Origin of the sequence: Antiquaquibacter soli, assembly GCF_030580675.1 — a bacterium.
Taxonomy (GTDB): domain Bacteria; phylum Actinomycetota; class Actinomycetes; order Actinomycetales; family Microbacteriaceae; genus Rhodoglobus; species Rhodoglobus soli.
The window spans coordinates 1,279,772-1,298,569 of sequence record NZ_JAUQUB010000001.1 but is presented as its reverse complement, the minus strand read 5'-3'; the positions used below and the strand labels follow the sequence as shown (position 1 = coordinate 1,298,569).

Annotated in this window: 17 protein-coding genes; 1 reads left to right on the top strand and 16 read right to left on the bottom strand. The window is 68.4% G+C overall.

Annotated features, from left to right (window positions below):
• Positions 1–5: 5 nt before the first annotated feature.
• The 4 genes from ctaD to Q5716_RS06350 form a co-directional block, all read right to left on the bottom strand.
• Positions 6–1,721 carry an aa3-type cytochrome oxidase subunit I gene (gene ctaD / locus Q5716_RS06365; protein WP_305002244.1) on the bottom strand — a complete coding sequence of 572 codons (1,716 nt, stop codon included), beginning with the start codon at positions 1,719–1,721 and terminating at the stop codon, positions 6–8.
• A gap of 5 nt (positions 1,722–1,726) precedes the next feature.
• The gene (ctaC, locus tag Q5716_RS06360; RefSeq protein WP_434056591.1) at positions 1,727–2,599 is read right to left on the bottom strand and encodes an aa3-type cytochrome oxidase subunit II; all 873 of its coding nucleotides are present in this window, start codon (positions 2,597–2,599) and stop codon (positions 1,727–1,729) included.
• A gap of 138 nt (positions 2,600–2,737) precedes the next feature.
• A complete protein-coding gene (locus tag Q5716_RS06355) occupies positions 2,738–3,088 on the bottom strand; it encodes a HesB/IscA family protein (RefSeq protein WP_305002243.1) in 351 nt (116 codons plus the stop codon).
• Between the two features lie 10 nt (positions 3,089–3,098).
• Positions 3,099–4,496, bottom strand: a complete 1,398-nt coding sequence (locus Q5716_RS06350) for a dipeptidase (RefSeq protein ID WP_305002242.1) — start codon at positions 4,494–4,496, stop codon at positions 3,099–3,101.
• Positions 4,497–4,535: 39 nt separating this feature from the next.
• Between Q5716_RS06350 and Q5716_RS06345 the strand changes: the two genes are divergently transcribed.
• Positions 4,536–5,108, top strand: coding sequence for a DUF3043 domain-containing protein (locus tag Q5716_RS06345; RefSeq protein ID WP_305002241.1), 573 nt, complete (start codon positions 4,536–4,538; stop codon positions 5,106–5,108).
• On the opposite strand, the gene Q5716_RS06340 is transcribed toward Q5716_RS06345, so the two are convergent.
• From Q5716_RS06340 to murC, 12 genes are all read right to left on the bottom strand, one after another.
• Entirely contained in the window at positions 5,083–6,129 is a 1,047-nt protein-coding gene (locus Q5716_RS06340; RefSeq protein WP_305002240.1) for a quinone-dependent dihydroorotate dehydrogenase, read from the bottom strand. The two genes, Q5716_RS06345 and Q5716_RS06340, sit on opposite strands and share 26 nt — an antisense overlap.
• Positions 6,130–6,159: 30 nt before the next feature.
• Positions 6,160–6,630, bottom strand: a complete 471-nt coding sequence (gene nrdR / locus Q5716_RS06335; RefSeq protein ID WP_305002239.1) for a transcriptional regulator NrdR — start codon at positions 6,628–6,630, stop codon at positions 6,160–6,162.
• A 19-nt stretch (positions 6,631–6,649) separates the two neighbouring features.
• Positions 6,650–7,957, bottom strand: a complete 1,308-nt coding sequence (gene hisD / locus Q5716_RS06330; protein WP_305002238.1) for a histidinol dehydrogenase — start codon at positions 7,955–7,957, stop codon at positions 6,650–6,652.
• A 45-nt stretch (positions 7,958–8,002) separates the two neighbouring features.
• Positions 8,003–11,521 (bottom strand): DNA polymerase III subunit alpha, encoded by a 3,519-nt coding sequence (gene dnaE / locus Q5716_RS06325; RefSeq protein WP_305002237.1) that lies wholly within the window; start codon positions 11,519–11,521, stop codon positions 8,003–8,005.
• A gap of 70 nt (positions 11,522–11,591) precedes the next feature.
• Positions 11,592–12,512, bottom strand: coding sequence for an RluA family pseudouridine synthase (locus Q5716_RS06320; RefSeq protein ID WP_305002236.1), 921 nt, complete (start codon positions 12,510–12,512; stop codon positions 11,592–11,594).
• Between the two features lie 71 nt (positions 12,513–12,583).
• Complete coding sequence (locus Q5716_RS06315) at positions 12,584–13,411, bottom strand: DivIVA domain-containing protein (RefSeq protein ID WP_369523970.1); 828 nt, start codon at positions 13,409–13,411, stop codon at positions 12,584–12,586.
• A 118-nt stretch (positions 13,412–13,529) separates the two neighbouring features.
• Positions 13,530–13,832 (bottom strand): YggT family protein, encoded by a 303-nt coding sequence (locus Q5716_RS06310; protein WP_305002235.1) that lies wholly within the window; start codon positions 13,830–13,832, stop codon positions 13,530–13,532.
• 28 nt (positions 13,833–13,860) lie between these two features.
• Positions 13,861–14,319 (bottom strand): cell division protein SepF, encoded by a 459-nt coding sequence (locus Q5716_RS06305; RefSeq protein WP_305002234.1) that lies wholly within the window; start codon positions 14,317–14,319, stop codon positions 13,861–13,863.
• Between the two features lie 34 nt (positions 14,320–14,353).
• Positions 14,354–15,040, bottom strand: coding sequence for a YggS family pyridoxal phosphate-dependent enzyme (locus Q5716_RS06300; RefSeq protein WP_305002233.1), 687 nt, complete (start codon positions 15,038–15,040; stop codon positions 14,354–14,356).
• Positions 15,040–16,188, bottom strand: a complete 1,149-nt coding sequence (ftsZ, locus tag Q5716_RS06295; protein WP_305002232.1) for a cell division protein FtsZ — start codon at positions 16,186–16,188, stop codon at positions 15,040–15,042. Before ftsZ ends, Q5716_RS06300 begins: the two co-directional genes overlap by 1 nt.
• Positions 16,189–16,346: 158 nt before the next feature.
• Entirely contained in the window at positions 16,347–17,390 is a 1,044-nt protein-coding gene (locus Q5716_RS06290; RefSeq protein ID WP_305002231.1) for a cell division protein FtsQ/DivIB, read from the bottom strand.
• Position 17,391: 1 nt separating this feature from the next.
• Entirely contained in the window at positions 17,392–18,798 is a 1,407-nt protein-coding gene (gene murC, locus Q5716_RS06285) for a UDP-N-acetylmuramate--L-alanine ligase (protein ID WP_305002230.1), read from the bottom strand.

Here is an 18,798-nt window from a genome sequence, read left to right as displayed (position 1 = left end):
GTGAGCTACTTCACCTTCTCATCGCTGAGGTCGTAGACCGGGGCCTCGGGAGCATCCTTGAGCGGGCCGACGCCCACCGGGATGCCCGCCTCCGGGTGGTTGAGGTCGAACGCGGGCGACTCCGAGCGGATGCGCGGGATCGACGTGAAGTTGTGTCGCGGCGGCGGGCAGCTCGTGGCCCACTCGAGCGAGCGGGAGTAGCCCCACGGGTCGTTGACCGTCACCTTGGGCGCCTTCCGCGCGGTGATGAACACGTTGTAGAAGAACGGCAGCATCGAGATGGCGAGGATCGCCGCGCCGATCGTGGAGAGCTGGTTCATCCAGGTCACGCCGTCCTCCGCGAGGTACGTGCGGTAACGACGCGGCAGGCCGACGACTCCGATCCAGTGCTGGATGAGGAACGTCGTGTGGAAGCCGATGAAGAGCAGCCAGAAGTGGATCTTGCCGAGTCGGTCGTTGAGCATCTTGCCCGTCCACTTCGGCCACCAGAAGTAGAAGCCGCTGAACATCGCGAAGACGACGGTACCGAACACGACGTAGTGGAAGTGAGCCACGACGAAGTACGTGTCGGAGACGTGGAAGTCGAGCGGCGGCGAGGCCAGGATGACACCCGTCAGTCCACCGAAGGTGAAGGTGATCAGGAAGCCGATCGCCCAGAGCATAGGCGCTTCGAACGTCACCGAACCCCGCCACATCGTGCCGATCCAGTTGAAGATCTTGACCCCTGTCGGCACCGCGATGAGCATCGTGAGCAGGGCGAAGAACGGCAGCAGGACGGAACCGGTGACGTACATGTGGTGCGCCCACACCGTCACAGACAGGGCCGCGATCGCGATCGTCGCGTAGATGAGCGTCTTGTACCCGAAGATCGGCTTGCGGCTGAAGACCGGGAGGACCTCGGAGATGATGCCGAAGAACGGCAGCGCGATGATGTAGACCTCGGGGTGCCCGAAGAACCAGAACAAGTGCTGCCACAAGATGACACCGCCGTTGGCGGGGTCGTAGATGTGGGCGTCGAAGACGCGGTCCGCACCGAGCCCGAAGAGGGCCGCGGCGAGCACGGGGAACGCCATGAGCACGAGCAGCGAGGTCACGAGCGTGTTCCAGCTGAAGATCGGCATGCGCCACATCGTCATGCCGGGAGCGCGCATCGTGATGATGGTCGTGATGAAGTTCACGGCGCCGAGGATGGTGCCGAAGCCGGAGAGCGCCAGACCGAACACCCAGAGGTTTCCGCCGTAGCCGGGCGAGAACGTCGTGCTCGACAGCGGGGCGTAGGCGAACCAGCCAAAGGAGGCCGCGCCCTGCGGCGTGAGGAAGCCGGCGACGGCGATCGTGCTGCCGAAGATGAACAGCCAGAACGCGAAGGCGTTGAGTCGCGGGAACGCGACATCGGGCGCACCGATCTGGAGGGGCATCAGCACGTTCGCGAAGCCCGCGAAGAGCGGCGTCGCGAACATGAGCAGCATGATCGTGCCGTGCATCGTGAAGAGCTGGTTGTACTGCTCCCCCGTCGCCACGATGTTGAGACCCGGCTGGAACAGCTGGGCGCGGATGACGAGGGCCATCACCCCGCCGAGGAGGAAGAAGAAGAACGACGAGATCAGGTACATGTACCCGATGGTCTTGTGGTCGGTCGACGTGATCCAGTTGACGAGGACGTTGCCCTTGCGCTGGGCGGCCGTCGAGATGCCCGGGGTCTGCAGGGTTGCTGTGGTCATCGTGTTCAGTCCTCGGTGCTGCTGCCGTTGCCGGGCAGGTTCTGGTTCACGTTGAAGTCGGCGCCGATCTGCCCTTCGCCGCCGTACGGCGCGTACTCGCCGGCCTTGAGGGACTCGATGTACGCGTCGTAGTCCTCCTGCGAGACCACCTCGACGGTGAAGAGCATGAGGGAGTGGTACTCGCCGCAGAGCTCGGCGCACTTGCCGGCGTAGGTGCCGATCTTGGTCGGCGTGAAGTACATGTAATTGCTCTTGCCCGGGATCATGTCCTTCTTGTAGAGGAAGTCCACGACCCAGAACGAGTGGATGACGTCGCGCGACTCGATCTTGATCTCGACCGTCTTGTCGACCGGGAGCACGAGCACGGGGAGGTTGTCGGTGTCGATCGAGCCGTCGGGGTTGAAGTCCGCCTGCACGCCCGAGTAGTACGCGTCATCCGTGACGTAGTTGAAGTCCCACGCCCAGCGCTTGCCGAACACCTCGATCTGAACGTCGGGATTGGCCGTGGGCTCCTCGATCGCGGCCTGGTCGCGAGCGGTGAAGGCGAAGAAGCCGAGCACGAGGATGAGCGGGACGATCGTGTAGAAGATCTCAACGGGGAGGTTGTAGCGCAGCTGCACCGGCAGGCCCGACTGGCCCTTGCGGCGCCGGTACACGACGGCTGCCCAGATGATGAGGCCCCACGTCACGAGACCGACGGCGAGAAGCACGATCCACGAGGTGACCCAGAGGCCGATGATGCGCGACGTGTGGTTCGTGGTCTCCGCGTCGCCCGGGAGCCAGCCCTGCAGCTGCTCCTGCGTGCATCCCGCGAGGATGATCGCGACTGCTAGACCGATCGGAATAACAGCCCATCTTTTAAGGCGGTTAGAGCGCACCTGTGACCTCTCGCAGAACATGGACTTCAATCCCGCCCAGTCTATAACCCGACGGGGGCTCCCCCGGTCGCACCACGGCCCCCGTGAAACGAAAAACGCGCCCCCGAGGGGACGCGTTCTTCGGAAACCGCCGGTCGATCAGTGGAAGCTGTCGCCGCACGCGCACGAGCCCTGCGCGTTGGGGTTGTCGATCGTGAAGCCCTGCTTCTGGATGGTGTCCTCGAAGTCGATCGTGGCGCCATCGAGATACGGCACGCTCATCTTGTCGACGACGACCTCGACGCCCTCGCCGAACTCCGCCAGCGCGTCTCCCTCGAGCATCCGCTCGTCGAAGTAGAGCTGGTAGATGAGCCCCGAGCACCCGCCGGGCTGGACAGCGAGGCGAAGGCGGAGGTCGTCGCGACCCTCCTGCTCGAGCAGCGTGCGGACCTTGGTCGCCGCGGCGTCGGTGAGGCCCACGCCGTGCGTTGCGATGGCGGTATCTGTCATGTCATCCATATTACGCCCGCCCCTCGAGCTTTGCGAGGAGGACGGCCTCGGTGAGGATCGCGCGGTGGAACACGCCGAGGTGGAGGGACTCATTGGGGCTGTGGGCCCGCGAATCCGGGTCCTCGACGCCCGTGATGAGGATCTGCGCGTCGGGGAACACCTCCACGAGGTCCGCGATGAACGGGATCGAGCCACCGATCCCCGTCTGGACCGCCTCCCGGCCCCAGGCCTCGCGCATCGCGTCGGTGGCCTCGGCCACGGCCCAACCGCTCGTGTCGACGAGGAACGGATTTCCCTTGTCCACGTCGGAGATCGTCAGGTGCGCGCCGAAGGGAGCGTGCTCGCGCAAGTGGGCCTCGAGCGCGCGGAACGCGTCATCCGCCGACTGCCCGGGCGCGATGCGAGCGCTCACCTTCACGGTGACGCTCGGGACAAGGGTGTTCGACGCGATCACGACCGTGGGCGCATCGATTCCGGTGATCGTGATGGCGGGCTGGTCCCACAGCCGGCTGAGGACCGGACCGTGGCCGATCGGATGCACGCCCTCGAGCAGCGCGGCCTCCTCGGCCAGTCGCGCCTCCGAATAGTCGGGAGTCGTCGCCTCGCGCGACGTCAGCCCCGCGACCGCGACGGAGCCGTCGGCTGCGTGCAGACTCGCAAGCAAGCGGATGGTCGCGAGCATGGCGTCGGGAGCCGCTCCCCCGAACATCCCCGAGTGGCTCGCGTGCTCGAGCGTCGCGACGGTCAGCTTGAACGTGACGTTGCCCCGCAGACCGACCGTGAGAGCCGGCGTCTCGGTGTCCCAGTTGTCGGAGTCGGCGACGACGATGACGTCCGCGGCGAGCTCGTCGCGATGCTGGACGATGAAGTTCGAGAACGAGCGCGAGCCGAACTCCTCCTCCCCCTCGATGAAAGCCACGAGGCCGAGGTCGAAGTCGCTGCCGACGACCTGAGTGAAGGCGCGGATGGCGGCAACGTGGGCCATGACCCCGGCCTTGTCATCCGCCGCACCTCGGCCGTACAGCCGGTCACCGCGCACTGTCGGCTCGAACGGTGCGGACTGCCAGTCATCCGCGTTCCCGGGCGGTTGAACGTCGTGGTGCGCGTACAGCAGGATCGTCGGCTTGCCGTTTCGTGCCGCCCGGGTCGCCAGAACCGCGGGCTGACCGGTGCGATCGGCGTCGATCGGGGCCGTGGAGACCACCACCGAGTCGAACACGCCAAGACCTTCCAGCAGCCCCCGCACCGCGTCCGCGCTCGCGGCGACGTGGGCCGGGTCGAATCCATCCCACGACACGGAAGGGATGCGCACGAGGCCCCCGAGATCGGAGATCGCTGTCGGGAGACCGGACTGGACGGCCTCCGACAGCTCGGGCAGGAGGGGGTGCGACTGCGGCGTGTGGGTCATGCGAGTAATCTTAAGCAGACCCCGACATCAAGGACTTCCGTGGCCAAGACAACGCCGAGCACCCCCACCCCTGCCGAGCCGACCGCTGAGGAGTCCGCCGTCGGCAAGGGACGGCCGACGCCGACGCGTCGCGAGAAGGAGGAGGCCCGCAAGCGCCCCCTCGTCTCGAACGACCGCGCCGAGGCCCGCCGGCGTGCCCGCGCCCAGGCCCAGGAGCAGCGCGACAAGGCGCGGATCGGCCTGGCCAACGGCGACGAGAAGTACCTGCCGATGCGCGACCGCGGGCCCCAGAAGAAGTTCGTCCGCGACTACGTCGATGCGCGGTTCAGCTTCGGCGAACTGCTCATCCCGCTGATGTTCCTCGTCATCATCCTGACCTTCTTCCCCCAGCCCGAGGTGCAGTACATCGCCATCATCGCGCTGTGGGCCTTCTTCATCCTTGCGGCGGCCGACGCGATCCTTCTCGGCTTCCTCGTCCGCCGTCGGCTCGCGGCGAAGTTCGGGGCCGACCGCGTGGAGAAGGTGCGCTGGTACGCCGCCATGCGAGCGCTCCAGCTGCGGATGATGCGGCTGCCGAAGCCGCAGGTCAAGCGCGGGCAGTACCCGGTCTGATCCCCCGCGCCTCGAGGCTCCGGTTGATCTCGCGGGCCCACAGAGGCCCGCGGTAGAGGAACGCGGTGTAGCCCTGGACGAGCGTCGCCCCCGCACCCAGGCGCTCGATCACGTCGTCGGCCGACTCGACGCCGCCGACGGAGATCACACAGAAGTCGCCGGGCACGCTCGATCGGATGAGTCGCAGCAGCTCCAGAGACCGCGCCGCGACCGGCGGGCCCGACAGCCCGCCGGCGCCCGCCGCCGCGACAACAGCGGGATCGGTGCGCAGACGCTCCCGCGACAGCGTCGTATTCGTGGCGATGATGCCGTCGAGCTCCGCGACCGCGAGGGCCGCGATGACGCGCACCTCGTCGTCCGTGAGGTCCGGGGCGATCTTGACGAGGACCGGCGTGCCACCCGCCTCGTGCTTGACGGCCCGGAGCAGCGGCGCGAGCCTCTCGAGCTCCTGGAGCCCCCGCAACCCGGGGGTGTTCGGCGAGCTGACGTTGACGACGAGGTAGTCGGCGGCGGGCGCCAGGATACGAGTGCTCTCGACGTAGTCGGCGATCGCGTCATCCACGTCCACCACTCGGGACTTGCCGATGTTGACGCCGATCACCGGCCGCGCACGTCGTGCCGCGGCGCGCTCGAGGATGCGGCGGGCCGCTGCGGCCCCGTGATTGTTGAAGCCCATGCGGTTGATGACTGCGCGGTCCGGCACGAGCCGGAACAGGCGCGGCTTCTCGTTGCCCGGTTGCGCGATCGCGGTGATCGTGCCCACCTCGATGTGGCCGAAGCCGAGCTGACCGAGACCGCGGATGGCGAGACCCTCCTTGTCGAATCCTGCCGCCACGCCGAACGGCGACGGGAAATCCAGGCCCAGCGTGCGGACGCGCAAGGAGGGATCGGGCCGAGTCGCTCGCGAGACGAGCGCGCCGATACCGAACGTCGGCATCAGGCGGATGACGGCGTACGCGAGCCGATGGGCGCGCTCCGGATCGAGTCGGGAGAGGACGAGGTGGAAGAGGAGGCGATACATGCTCCAGCCAGGCTAGGGCATCGAACGCGCTCAGGCCGTCGGGGTCTCGCTCGAGTGGTGATCGACGCGCAGGAGGGTGATGGCCGCCTCGAAGTCCTCGAGGGAGTCGAAGGCCTGGTAGACGCTCGCGAAGCGGAGATAGGCGACCTCGTCGAGCTCGCGCAAGGGGCTGAGGATGGCGAGGCCGATGTCGTTCGCGTCGATCTGCGCTGCGCCCGTCGCGCGGATGGTCTCCTCGACCTTCTGGGCGAGCACCGCGAGATCGGTGTCGGTGACCGGGCGTCCCTGGCAGGCCTTCCGCACCCCCGCAACGATCTTCTCGCGGCTGAACGGCTCGATGACGCCGTTGCGCTTGATCACGCTGAGGCTCGCGGTCTCCGTCGTCGAGAAGCGGCGACCGCACTCCGGGCACTGGCGACGACGACGGATGGACAGCCCGTCGTCACTCGTGCGCGAGTCGATCACGCGACTGTCTGGGTGCCGGCAGAAGGGACAGAACATGGTCCCTCCAGGCTACCGCCTACTGCTCGAAGCGTGCCGAGACGGCGGCACCGTGTGCGGGGAGGTCCTCGGCTGTGGAGAGGGCGACGATGCGGCCCGCGACCGCCTCGAGCGCACCTCGGTCGTAGCTCACGATCTGCTGCGGGCGCAAGAAGGTGAACGCACCGAGGCCCGAGGAGAACCGCGACTGCCCACCCGTCGGCAGCACATGGTTCGACCCGGCGAGGTAGTCCCCCAGGCTCACCGGCGAGTAGGCACCGAGGAACACTGCTCCCGCGTTGTCGATGAGGTCGAGCACGGCGCCGGGCTCCGCGGTCTGGATCTCGAGGTGCTCAGGACCATAGGCGTTGCTGAAGGCCGCGGCATCCTCGAGATCCCGGGTCAGGACGATCGCCGACTGCGGGCCAGCGAGCGAGGTCCCAACCCGATCGCGGTGCGTCGTGAGCGCGGCGAGGCGCTCGACCTCGACCGCGACGGCCTCGGCCAGCTCGGGCGAGTCGGTCACGAGAACGGCGGCCGCGAGCTCGTCGTGCTCGGCCTGGCTGATGAGGTCCGCGGCGACGAGCCGGGCATTCGCGCTCCCGTCGGCGATGACGAGGATCTCGGTGGGGCCGGCCTCGGAGTCGATGCCGGTCGTTGCGCGGACGATGCGCTTCGCCGCGGCGACGAAGACGTTCCCGGGCCCCGTGATGACGTCGACGGGATCGAGATCGAGGTCCGGGACACCGAACGCGAAGGCGCCGATGGCTCCCGCCCCGCCCATCGCGTAGACCTCCTCGATGCCGAGCAATCCCGCCGCCCCCAAGATCGTGGGGTGCACACCGCCGTCGAACGCCCGCTGGGGCGGTGAGGCAAGGGCAACCGACGAGACGCCCGCGACCTGGGCGGGCACGACGTTCATGACGACGCTCGACGGATAGACCGCCTTGCCGCCCGGCACGTAGAGTCCTACTCTGCCGACGGGCTGCCAGCGCTGGATGACGCGCGCCCCCGCCCCGAGATCGGTGACGGTACCCGCGGGCACCTGCGCGTGGGTCGCCGCTCGCACTCGGTCGATGGCCTCCTCGAGCGCGTCCCGGACCTCGGGCCGCAGTCGCGCGACGGCGGCGGAGATCTCATCGGCGTGGACGCGAACGTGCTCCGGCCGCACGCCGTCGAGCCGCTCGGCCTGCTCCAGGAGCGCCACGGCGCCGCGCGAGCAGACGTCGTCGATGAGCTCGGCGGCCGTCGCGCTCGCAGCCGAGACATCGACGCTCGCGCGCGGAACGAGACGCGCGAGCTCGCTTCGGGTGGGCTGAACGGCGCGGAGGTCGATCGATCGCATCATCGTGACCATGCTAGTTCGTCGTCGCGCGCGGGCCGGCCGGATACCCTACGCGAGACAGCTCGGACCGAGCAGGCTCTTGAGCTCGCCATACAGGTCCGCCGACACCGTCACGGGGTAGGGAACCTCGAAGACTCGCGCGCTGTCGCCGCGCAGCAGTCGGAGTCGCACCTCGTTGTCGCCGGCGTGGCGGATGAGGACGTCGTTGAGCGCGGAGATCACGTCCGTGGTCGCCCGCTGCTCCTGGACCGAGATCACGAGGGGGCCGGAGCCCAGGCCCGGCCCGGTGTCGGGGGTGAACATGCTCACGGCGTGGAGGTTCATTCCGTCGTCGCGCACACTCACCCGACCACGGACCACCACGATCGAGTCGTTGACGAGAGCCGGAGAGAACTCCTGGTACGTCTTACCCAGGAACATGACGCTGATCTCGCCCGCGAAATCCTCGACCGTCACGATCCCGTACTGGTTGCCGCTGTTGCGGGCGACGCGGTGCTGGACGCTCGTGACGAGACCCGCGATCGTGACGTGCTCGCCATCCTGGGCGACGTCGCCGCCGAGGATGTCGTTGATCGACGCGCTCGCGTGCTTCGCGAGTTGGATCTCGAGACCAGCGAGCGGGTGATCGGACACGTAGAGCCCCAGCATCTCCCGCTCGAACGCGAGCTTGTCGCGCTTGGCCCACTCGGGGCGATCGGGCACGTGGTCGACGGCCTCCGGCTCATCCCAGAGGCTGTCGAAGTCGAAGCCCACCTGGCCGTTGGCCTCGTTCCGCTTGACGCTCACCGCGGAGTCGACCGCGTCCTCGTGGATCTCGAGGAGGGCCCGGCGGGTCGCTCCGAGCGAGTCGAACGCGCCCGCCTTGATGAGCGACTCGATCGTGCGCTTGTTCGCGACGGGGATCGGGACCTTGCGGAGGAAGTCGTGGAAGGACGTGAAGCGTCCCTTCTCCTCGCGCGCCTTCGAGATGAGGTCGACGACGGCCGCGCCCACGTTGCGGACCGCCCCCAGACCGAACCGCACGTCGGCACCCACGGCGCTGAAGTCCACCCGCGACTCGTTGACGTCCGGCGGCAGCACCTTGATTCCCATGCGTCGGCACTCGCTCAAGTACATGCCCAGCTTGTCCTTCGAGTCGCCCACGCTCGTCAAGAGCGCCGCCATGTACTCGGCGGGATAGTTCGCCTTGAGATAGGCGGTCCAGTAGCTGAGCACGCCGTAGCCGGCGCTGTGCGCCTTGTTGAACGCGTAGTCGGCGAACGGCATGAGGGTGTCCCAGAGGACCTTGACCGCGTCCTTGCTGTACCCGTTGCCGAGCATCCCGGCCTCGAAGTCGGCAAACTGCTTGTCGAGCTCGGCTTTCTTCTTCTTGCCCATCGCTCGCCGCAGAACGTCGGCCTGGCCGAGCGTGAAGCCCGCGACCTTCTGGGCCACGCTCATCACCTGCTCCTGGTAGACGATGAGGCCGAACGTCGTGTCGAGGATGTCCTTGAGCGGCTCCGCGAGCTCCGGGTGGATCGACTCGACTTGCTGGAGCCCGTTCTTTCGCAGCGCGTAGTTTGTGTGCGAGTTCATGCCCATCGGACCCGGGCGGTAGAGCGCGATGACAGCCGAGATGTCTTCGAAGTTCGTCGGCTTGAGCTGCTTGAGCAGGGCGCGCATGGGCCCGCCATCGAGCTGGAACACGCCGAGGGTGTCGCCTCGCGCAAGGAGGTCGTAGGTGGGCTGATCGGCGTCGAGGTCGAGCTCCTCGATCTTCAGCGGGGAGCCCGTGTTCTCCTCGATCATGCGCAAGGCGTCGCCGATGACGGTGAGGTTCCGCAAGCCGAGGAAGTCCATCTTGAGGAGGCCGAGGTCCTCGAGCGGGGGCTGGTCGAACTGGGTGATGATCGCGCCGTCGTCTTCGCGCTTCATCACGGGCAGGACGTCGAGCAGGGGTTCGGCAGACATCAGGACCCCCGCCGCGTGCACCCCCCACTGCCGCTTCAGGTTCTCGATGCCGAGAGCGGTGTCGAAGACCCGCTTGGCCTCCGCGTCGGTCTCCACGAGACCCCGGAGGTCGGCCGCCTCCTTGTAGCGCTCCGCCTCCTTGTTGAACACGTCGCCGAGCGCGATGTCCTTGCCCATGATCGCCGGCGGCATCGCCTTGGTGAGCTTCTCCCCCACCGAGAACGGCATTCCGAGCACTCGCGCCGAGTCCTTGAGCGCCTGCTTCGCCTTGATCGTGCCGTACGTCACGATCTGCGCGACCCGGTCGTCGCCGTATTTCTCGGTGACGTACTTGATGACCTCCGGTCGGCGACGGTCGTCGAAGTCGACGTCGACATCGGGCATGGAGACGCGCTCGGGGTTGAGAAAGCGCTCGAAGATGAGCCCGTGAGCGAGCGGGTCGAGCTCCGTGATGCCCATCGCGTACGCGGCCATCGAGCCCGCGGCCGAGCCGCGGCCAGGGCCCACGCGGATGCCCTGGCTCTTCGCCCACGAGATGAAGTCGGCCACCACCAGGAAGTAGCCGGGGAAGCCCATCTGCGTGATGACGGATACCTCGTAGTCGGCTTGCGCCTTGTGCGCCTCATCCACGCCGCCCGGGAATCGGCGCTCCATGCCCGCTGCGACCTCCTTGGCGAACCACGTCGCCTCGGTCTCGCCCTCCGGCACCGGGAAGCGCGGCATGAGGTCGCGCTTCTCGAAGCCGATCTCGCAGCGCTCGGCGATGAGGAGCGTGTTGTCGCACGCCTCCGGGTGGTCGCGGAAGATCGCGCGCATCTCGGCCGCGGACTTCAAGTAGTACTCGTCGCCCTCGAGCCGGAAGCGCTTGGGGTCGTCCATCGTCGACCCGGTGCCGACGCACAGCAGAACCTGCTGCGCGTGGGTGTCCTCGCGGTGGACGAAGTGGAGGTCGTTCGTGCCCACGAGCGGCATCCCGAGCTCCTTGGCGAGCTTCAGGAGGTCGCCCATCGTGCGCCGCTCGATCTCGATGCCGTGGTCGGCGATCTCGGCGTAGAAGTTCTCCTTGCCGAAGATGTCCTGGAACTCGGCCGCGGCCTTGCGCGCCTCCTCGTACTGCCCGAGGCGGAGCCGGGTCTGAACCTCGCCGCCGACGCACCCTGTCGTGGCGATGATCCCCTTCGAATACCGCGACAGGAGCTCGCGGTCCATGCGGGGCTTGAAGTAGTAGCCCTCGATCGAGGCGAGCGACGACAACCGGAACAGGTTGTACATGCCCTCGTTGTTCTCCGCGAGGAGCGTCATGTGGGTATACGCGCCGGAGCCTCCCACGTCATCGTCGGACTGGGCGGCCGTACCCCATCGCACGCGCGTCTTGTCGCTGCGGTGCGTGCCCGGAGTGATGTAGGCCTCGGTGCCGAGGATCGGCTTGATGCCGCGCGCCGTCGCGTTCTTCCAGAAGTCGTAGGCGCCGAACATGTTGCCGTGGTCGGTGATCGCGATGGCGGGCATCCCCTCCTCGACCGCTTTGTCGAGCATGGGGGCGACCCGCGCGGCGCCGTCGAGCATGGAGTACTCGCTGTGTACGTGCAGGTGCACGAAGGAGTCGCCTGATGCCACTGTCGCTCTTCCGGTCCGTCGGGAGTACCAGCGTAATCGGCACCGCTGACGGCATCCCAGTCGACTCGCCCTAGTCGGCCCGAAGCACCTCAAGCGCCGCTTGAAGGTCGGCCGGATAGGGCGACTCGAACTCGACGTAGCCGCCTCCGGTGGGATGCTCGAACCCCAATCGATGGGCGTGCAACCACTGGCGGGACAGCCCCAGACGGGCCGACAGCGTGGGGTCGGCGCCGTACATCGCGTCGCCGACGCACGGGTGCCGTTGAGCGGCCATGTGCACTCGGATCTGGTGGGTGCGCCCCGTCTCGAGTTCGATCTCCAGGAGCGAGGCAGCTCGGAACGCCTCGAGGGTTTCGTAGTGGGTCACGCTCGGCTTGCCGTCGGCGACGACCGCGAACTTCCAGCTCGAGCCCGGGTGGCGGCCGAGGGGGGCGTCGATCGTGCCGACGAGAGGATCGGGATGCCCCTGCACGACGGCGTGGTAGATCTTGTGCACCTCGCGGTCGTGGAAGGCCCGCTTGAGCGCGGAGTACGCCCTCTCGCTCTTGGCGACCACCATCAGCCCGCTCGTGCCGACATCCAGTCGATGAACGATTCCCGCACGCTCGGCGGCACCGGATGTCGCGATCCGGAAGCCGGCGCCGGCGAGGGCTCCGAGGACGGTGGGTCCGTCCCAGCCGATGCTCGGATGGGCGGCCACGCCGGCGGGCTTGTCGACGACGACGATGTCGTCATCGTCGTAGACGATTCCGAGATCGTCGACCACGACCGGGATGATCGTCGGCTCGGCGCGCGACTGCCAGTGCACCTCGAGCCAGCCGCCCGCCTCCAACCGATCCGACTTGCCGAGGCTCCGGCCGTCGAGAAAGACGCCGCCGCTCTCGGCGACCTCCGCGGCGAACGTGCGGGAGAAGCCCAGCAGCTTGGCGAGTCCGGCGTCGACGCGCTGGCCGGCGAGGCCATCGGGCACGGGGAGGCTGCGGGATTCCATGGTCATCGAGTGGTCAGGACATGACAGCGGCGAGGAGACCCGGTGGGGCCCCCTCGCCGCTGCACGAGGTGTCAGTTGCCGGCGAAGCCGCCAGTGAAGTCGCCGGGCTGAGGCGCCGGAGCCGAGCTGTACTGCGGCGCTGCCGGAGACGGCGCGGTGTACTGAGCCGGAGCGGGGTACTGCGGCGAGGCGGGGGCGGCGTACTGCGGCGACGGCGCAGAGGGAGCAGCGGCGGCCGACGGAGCCGCCGCGGACGGAGCGGCCGCGGAGACGGCAGCGGCACTCGGTGCGGCCGTCAGCTCGTTCGAGCTCTCGAGCTCGCGCAGCTGGCCCTCGATGTACCCCTTGAGCTTCTGGCGGTACTCCCGCTCGAAGTTGCGCAGCTCCTCGATGCGCCGCTCGAGCCCCGAGCGCTCCTGCTCGAGGGAGCTGAGCTCTGCGCGCTGGCGCGACTCCGCCTCGGCGACGACACGGGCGGCCGTGGCGTGACCCTCCGCGATGAGCGCGTCGCGCTTCTCCACGCCCTCGCGGACATGCTCCTCGTGGAGGCGGCGCGCGAGCTGCAGGAGGTTGTTGGTGTTACCCGGGTCCATCGCGTTGGCGTCGGCCTGCGGCATGCCGACGGGCGCAACCGCCGGCGCGGGCACGGGAGCGGCAATGACCGGCTCGGGCTGCTGCTGCACGAAACCGCCGCCCTGCTGGGCCTGGCGCTGCAGTTCGTTGATGCGCGAGTCGCTCGCGATGAGGCGCTGACGCAGCTCCTCGTTCTCCTGGTTGAGGCGACGCAGCTCGACGACGACCTCGTCGAGGAAGTCATCCACCTCGTCCTGGTCGTAGCCCTCGCGGAACTTCGTCGGCTGGAACCGCTTGTTGACTACATCTTCCGGAGTCAGGGCCATTTTCGTCACCTCTAAGACTTTCTTTAAACGTCAACATGACGTTTAGTTATCGCCACATAATACTCGGGGCCGGTCGAACCGCTCCCCCCGTCGTCGTTCCACAGTACCGCCACCGCGGTCAGTTCATGAAGCCCAACGTCACCGAGATCAGGATGATGACCACGAGCATCACGATGCTCCAGGCGAAGTCGAGCGCGGCACCGCCGACGCGGAGCGGAGGGATGACTCGGCGCACGAGCTTGATCGGCGGATCGGTGACGGTGTAGACCGCCTCCGCGAGCACGAGCCCGAACCCGCGCGGTCGCCACCTTCGGGCGAGCATCCTCGCGAAGTCCAGGATCAGTCGCGCCCACATCGCCAGGAAGTACAGGATCAGGGCGACATACACGACGGTCGCAACGACCGAGACGAGGGAGGGCACCTCGACAGACTAGCGAACGGGCGCTGGGCTACTGCTGGGGGAAGAACGAGGCGTCGACGTCCGACTCGACCTCGGCCGCCTCACCACTGACGGCGACGTGGGCCGGCGAGAGCAGGAACACCTTGTTGGTGACCCGCTCGATCTTGCCGTAAAGACCCTCGGAGAGCCCGCACGCGAAGTCGATCAGGCGACGCGCATCCTGCTCGCTCATCTGCGACAGGTTGATGATGACCGGGATGCCCTCGCGGAAGTTCTCGGCGATGACCTGTGCGTCCTTGTACTGCCGGGGGTGCACCGTGAGGATCTCGTTCATCTCCGCGCCCGACGGGCGGGACGCCGCACGACGCAGCGGCGTGACGGGAGCCCGAGTGGCGGCCGGCGCGTGCGCTACGGGGGCCGCGGGCGCGGCAGGCGCGGCCTGCTCGTACTCGTAGTCCTCGTCCGCGAGGCCCAGGTAGACCATGGTCTTGCGCAGCGGGTTAGCCATCGTGATCCTCCGAATGCTTCAGTTCTCTTTGAGATTAACCGGGCGTCGGACGATTTCCGGTGATTGCCGTGCCGATGCGAAGGTGTGTCGCGCCCTCTCGGATCGCGTCGGCGAAGTCGCCTGACATCCCCATCGAGAGCGCGGTCGCCTCGGGCGCCGTGCGGCGGACGAGCTCGGAGGCGAGCCGCACGCGTTCGAAGGCGCGGCGCGGCTCCTCTCCGAGCGGCGCGACGGCCATGAGCCCGCGGAGGGAGAGCCCCGGAGTCGCGAGCACGCGCTCCGCGAGCACGGGAAGGTCGCTCTCCCGCGCGCCGCCCCGCGCCAGGTCGTCCGTGAGGTTGAGCTGCAGGAACACGTCGACGGGTCGCCCGGCGCCACCGAGCGCCGCAACGAGCGACTCGCGATCGAGGGTATGGATGAAGTCGGCATACTCTCGGACCTGCCGCGCCTTATTGGACTGCAGCTGGCCGACGAAGTGCCAGGTCGCGTCGATGTCGGTGAGGCTCGCCGCCTTCGGCCGCGCCTCCTGGTGCCGGTTCTCGCCGAAGTCGCGCTGACCGAGCGCAGCGAGCTCCCGCACGAGGCTCGCGGGGTGGAACTTGGTGACGACGATGAGAGTGATGCCGTCCGGGTCGCGACCGGCGTCGCGAGATGCATCCGCGATGGCGTCCCGGACGCCGGCCAGGCGCTCGGCGAGACCGGGCGGTGGTGCGTCGGACACTACTTCATGAATTCAGGAAGGTCGAGGTCCGAGTCGTCGTCATCGAAACCGCCCCGGTCGATCGGCGCGGTGTGCACGAGGCTCGGCTCGCTCGAGGTCCAGTTGGCATCGTCGCTCGAGGCCGCCGCGGTGGGCGCCTGCACCGACTCCTCGGGGACGACATAGTTGCTCCGGCGGTTGTCGCGCGCCTTGGGCGTGGGCTCTCCCCCGTCGAAGCCCGCGGCGATGACAGTCACGCGGACCTCGTCGCCGAGGGTGTCGTCGATGACCGCGCCGAAGATGATGTTGGCCTCGGGATGCACTGCCTCCTGCACGAGGCGCGCGGCGTCGTTGATCTCGAAGATGCCGAGATTCGACCCGCCCTGAATGGAGAGCAGAACGCCGTGGGCCCCGTCGATCGACGCCTCCAGCAGAGGCGAGGCGACCGCGAGCTCGGCGGCCTTGATCGCGCGATCCGCCCCCCTCGCCGACCCGATGCCCATGAGCGCCGATCCAGCGCCCTGCATGACCGACTTCACGTCGGCGAAGTCGAGGTTGATGAGGCCAGGCGTCGTGATGAGGTCGGTGATGCCCTGGACACCCGCGAGGAGGACCTGGTCGGCCGTGGAGAACGCCTCGAGCATGCTGATCCCCCGGTCGGAGATCTCGAGGAGCCGGTCGTTGGGAACCACAATGAGGGTGTCGACCTCGTTCTTGAGGTTGGAGACGCCGAGCTCGGCCTGCGCCTGGCGACGCTTGCCCTCGAAGCCGAAGGGCTTCGTGACGACACCGATCGTGAGCGCCCCGATCGACTTGGCGATGCGGGCCACGACGGGGGCGCCGCCCGTGCCGGTGCCGCCGCCCTCGCCCGCCGTGACGAAGACCATGTCGGCACCCGCGAGGGCCTCTTCGATCTCCTCCGCGTGATCCTCGGCGGCGCGGCGACCGACCTCGGGGTCCGCCCCCGCTCCGAGCCCGCGCGTGAGCTCGCGACCGACGTCGAGCTTGACGTCGGCGTCGCTCATGAGCAGCGCCTGGGCATCGGTGTTGATGGCGATGAATTCGACGCCGCGCAGGCCGAGCTCGATCATCCTGTTGACGGCGTTGACACCGCCACCACCGATGCCCACCACCTTGATGACTGCTAGGTAGTTCTGGTTTGACGTCACGATCCCGGCCTCCGCTGCCTTACTGCTCGGCGTCGCTTGCTTAACCTTCAACCTTTACTTTAGGATTAAAGTTTTGCTCACGAGCTTGTCCTGAGTCGAGGGTAGGTCGGTCGGCCCCGGCTCCCCGCACGACGCGCCCGCGTGTCGCGAATGGACGACTATGCCGGGCGGAACACCCCGTTGGATGGCGCGGAGACATCGAACTCCCCCGCCTGAGCCGGATCCGTCACAGCGATGAGCGCCGCGAGGAGGGCAGCCTTCCGGGCGGAGTCGTCAGCGCTCCCCCACGCGACGCGCTGCCCCACCCCTGTGAGAACCAGGGCCACGTCGTCCTGGGTGTGAGCCGACACCGTGTCGACCTGCGCGAGCAGTGCCGGCGGGAGAGCGAGGAGCACCTCGACGGCGGCGGCGAAGGCCGGATCCGAGACGGAGCCTCCCGCGAGGTCGATGAGCGGCACACCCGGGAAGCGTTGCGGCGACTCCTCGAGCACGATACCCGCGGGGTCGACGAGCTGGAATCCACCGCCGGGGGCGGCGATCGCCCCGACCGGCTGGCGCTCGACGATCTGGATGACGAGCGTGTCGGGAGGAAGCGTCTGGGTGACGTAGCTGCGAATGAGCGGGAAGGCGCCGAGTTCCTTCTCGATCGCCGCGAAGTCGAGCAGCGCGAGCGGGGTGCCGAGCTGCCCGTCGATCGCCGCAACGACCTCCTCGGCGCTGACCCGGGATGCGCCATCCACGCGCACCTGGCGCAGCGCGAGGATCGGCGAGTAGACGGCGGTGAGCACGAGCCCCACGAGGGTCAGGATCGTCCCGAGGACGGCGGCGACGGCCACACGGCGGTTCCGCGCACGCCGGGTGAAGCGGCGCACTTCTGCGCGCTCGGCACGTCGGCGCTCACGCGCGGCCCGACGCAGTTCCGCTCGACCGCCCGCATCGGGAGCGGGCTGCCGGGCCGGTCGGGGCACGCGGGACGCGGCGTCGGTCCGCTCGCGCTCTCGAGGGGACGCGGCGGGCGTGGGCGCCGTCCGCGGACGCCGGGTGTGGCTGACAGCCTCGTCCGCCGGTCGCTGCGGGGCCTGCCGAGCCGGCGCGGGCTTTGCCTCGCGCGCCGGTCGCTGCTTCGCCGCCCTGGGCGGTGTCGCTCCGCGGCCCGGCGGCGGAGCGCTCGCCGGCGGGTCGAAGCCCTCGGGCCGCTTCACGCTAGCTCCTCGGGCTCGCGCTCAGAGCATCCAGCACTTGGGGCACGATGCGGTACACGTCCCCGCAGGAGAGGGTCATGATGATGTCCCCCTCCCGTGCGACGGCGGCGGCCCGATCGGCGGCCTGCTGCCAGTCGGGGAGGAAGTCCACGCGGGACGGGTCCGCGAAACGGTCGGCGACGAGGGCCCCGGTCACCCCCGGCACGGGGTCCTCCCGGGCGCCGTACACGTCGAGCACGATCGTGTGGTCGGCGAGGCTCTCGTAGGTCGCCGCGAACTCCCCCGCCATCGCTTGGGTTCGGCTGTAGAGGTGCGGCTGGTGGATCGCGATGATGCGGCCCTCCCCGACCACGGTGCGGGCCGACGCGAGAGCGGCGGCGACCTCGGTCGGGTGGTGCGCGTAGTCGTCGTAGACGCTCACACCGCGCACGACACCGTGGAGCTCGAATCGCCGCTCGGTGCCGCCGAACTCGGAGATCGCCTCGAGCGAGCGAGCGGGGTCGTGGCCGAGACCCACGAGCACCGCGAACGCACCCGCGGCATTGATGGCGTTGTGCCGACCGGGCACCCTCAACCGCGTCGAGTAGGAGCAGCCGTCGACTGAGACCGTGAAGGCCACCGGCCCCTCGGCGACGATGTCGGACACGCGGACATCCGCGTCCTCTGCCACGCCGAACGAGAGCACCCGGGGGTGGTCCAGTCGGGCGCGCACTCGCTGCGCCCCGGCGTCATCGCTCGAGATCACGACGAACTCCGACGCCGCGGAGGCGAAGCTCACGAAGGCGGCATCGAACGCGTCGTGGTCGCCGTAGTGGTCGAGGTGGTCGGCGTCGACGTTCGTGATGAGGGCGACGGCGGTGTCGTAGAGGAGGAAGGAGCCATCCGATTCGTCCGCCTCGACGACGAAGAGGCCGTCCGAGCCGAACGCGGAGCTCACGCCGAGCGACTGGATGACTCCCCCGTTCACGAAGCTCGGGTCGGCACCGAGCCCGAGCAGCCCGGTGATGATCATGCCGGTGGAGGTCGTCTTGCCATGGGCCCCGGCCACGGCGACGAGACGCGAGCGGTTGATGAGCCAGGCGAGCGCCTGCGAGCGATGCAGGACGGGGATGCCGCGCTCGACCGCGGCCAGGTATTCCGGATTGTCCGGCCACAGCGCGCCCGTGTACACCAGTGCGTCGGCGTCGGCCACCCCCGGGTTGTCGGCAGAGTGGCCGATCGAGACGGTCGCGCCCGCCTCACGCAACTGCTCGGTGTTGTGGTTCTCCGACCGGTCGGAGCCCGTCACTCGATGGCCCGCGGCGAGGAAGAGCCGCGCGATGCCGCTCATCCCGGATCCGCCGATGCCGGTGAAGTGCACGGCCCCCAGCTCGACGGGCAGGGGCAGGGAGAGGTCGGGCTTGATCAT

What these genes read in the sequence shown, in the direction of transcription:
- ctaD (WP_305002244.1), bottom strand. Translation starts at nt 1,721, where the DNA reads ATGACCACAGCAACCCTGCAGACCCCGGGCATCTCGACGGCCGCCCAG.
- Q5716_RS06355 (WP_305002243.1), bottom strand. Translation starts at nt 3,088, where the DNA reads ATGACAGATACCGCCATCGCAACGCACGGCGTGGGCCTCACCGACGCC.
- Q5716_RS06350 (WP_305002242.1), bottom strand. Translation starts at nt 4,496, where the DNA reads ATGACCCACACGCCGCAGTCGCACCCCCTCCTGCCCGAGCTGTCGGAG.
- Q5716_RS06340 (WP_305002240.1), bottom strand. Translation starts at nt 6,129, where the DNA reads ATGTATCGCCTCCTCTTCCACCTCGTCCTCTCCCGACTCGATCCGGAG.
- nrdR (WP_305002239.1), bottom strand. Translation starts at nt 6,630, where the DNA reads ATGTTCTGTCCCTTCTGCCGGCACCCAGACAGTCGCGTGATCGACTCG.
- hisD (WP_305002238.1), bottom strand. Translation starts at nt 7,957, where the DNA reads ATGATGCGATCGATCGACCTCCGCGCCGTTCAGCCCACCCGAAGCGAG.
- Q5716_RS06320 (WP_305002236.1), bottom strand. Translation starts at nt 12,512, where the DNA reads ATGGAATCCCGCAGCCTCCCCGTGCCCGATGGCCTCGCCGGCCAGCGC.
- Q5716_RS06315 (WP_369523970.1), bottom strand. Translation starts at nt 13,411, where the DNA reads ATGGCCCTGACTCCGGAAGATGTAGTCAACAAGCGGTTCCAGCCGACG.
- Q5716_RS06305 (WP_305002234.1), bottom strand. Translation starts at nt 14,319, where the DNA reads ATGGCTAACCCGCTGCGCAAGACCATGGTCTACCTGGGCCTCGCGGAC.
- murC (WP_305002230.1), bottom strand. Translation starts at nt 18,798, where the DNA reads ATGATCAAGCCCGACCTCTCCCTGCCCCTGCCCGTCGAGCTGGGGGCC.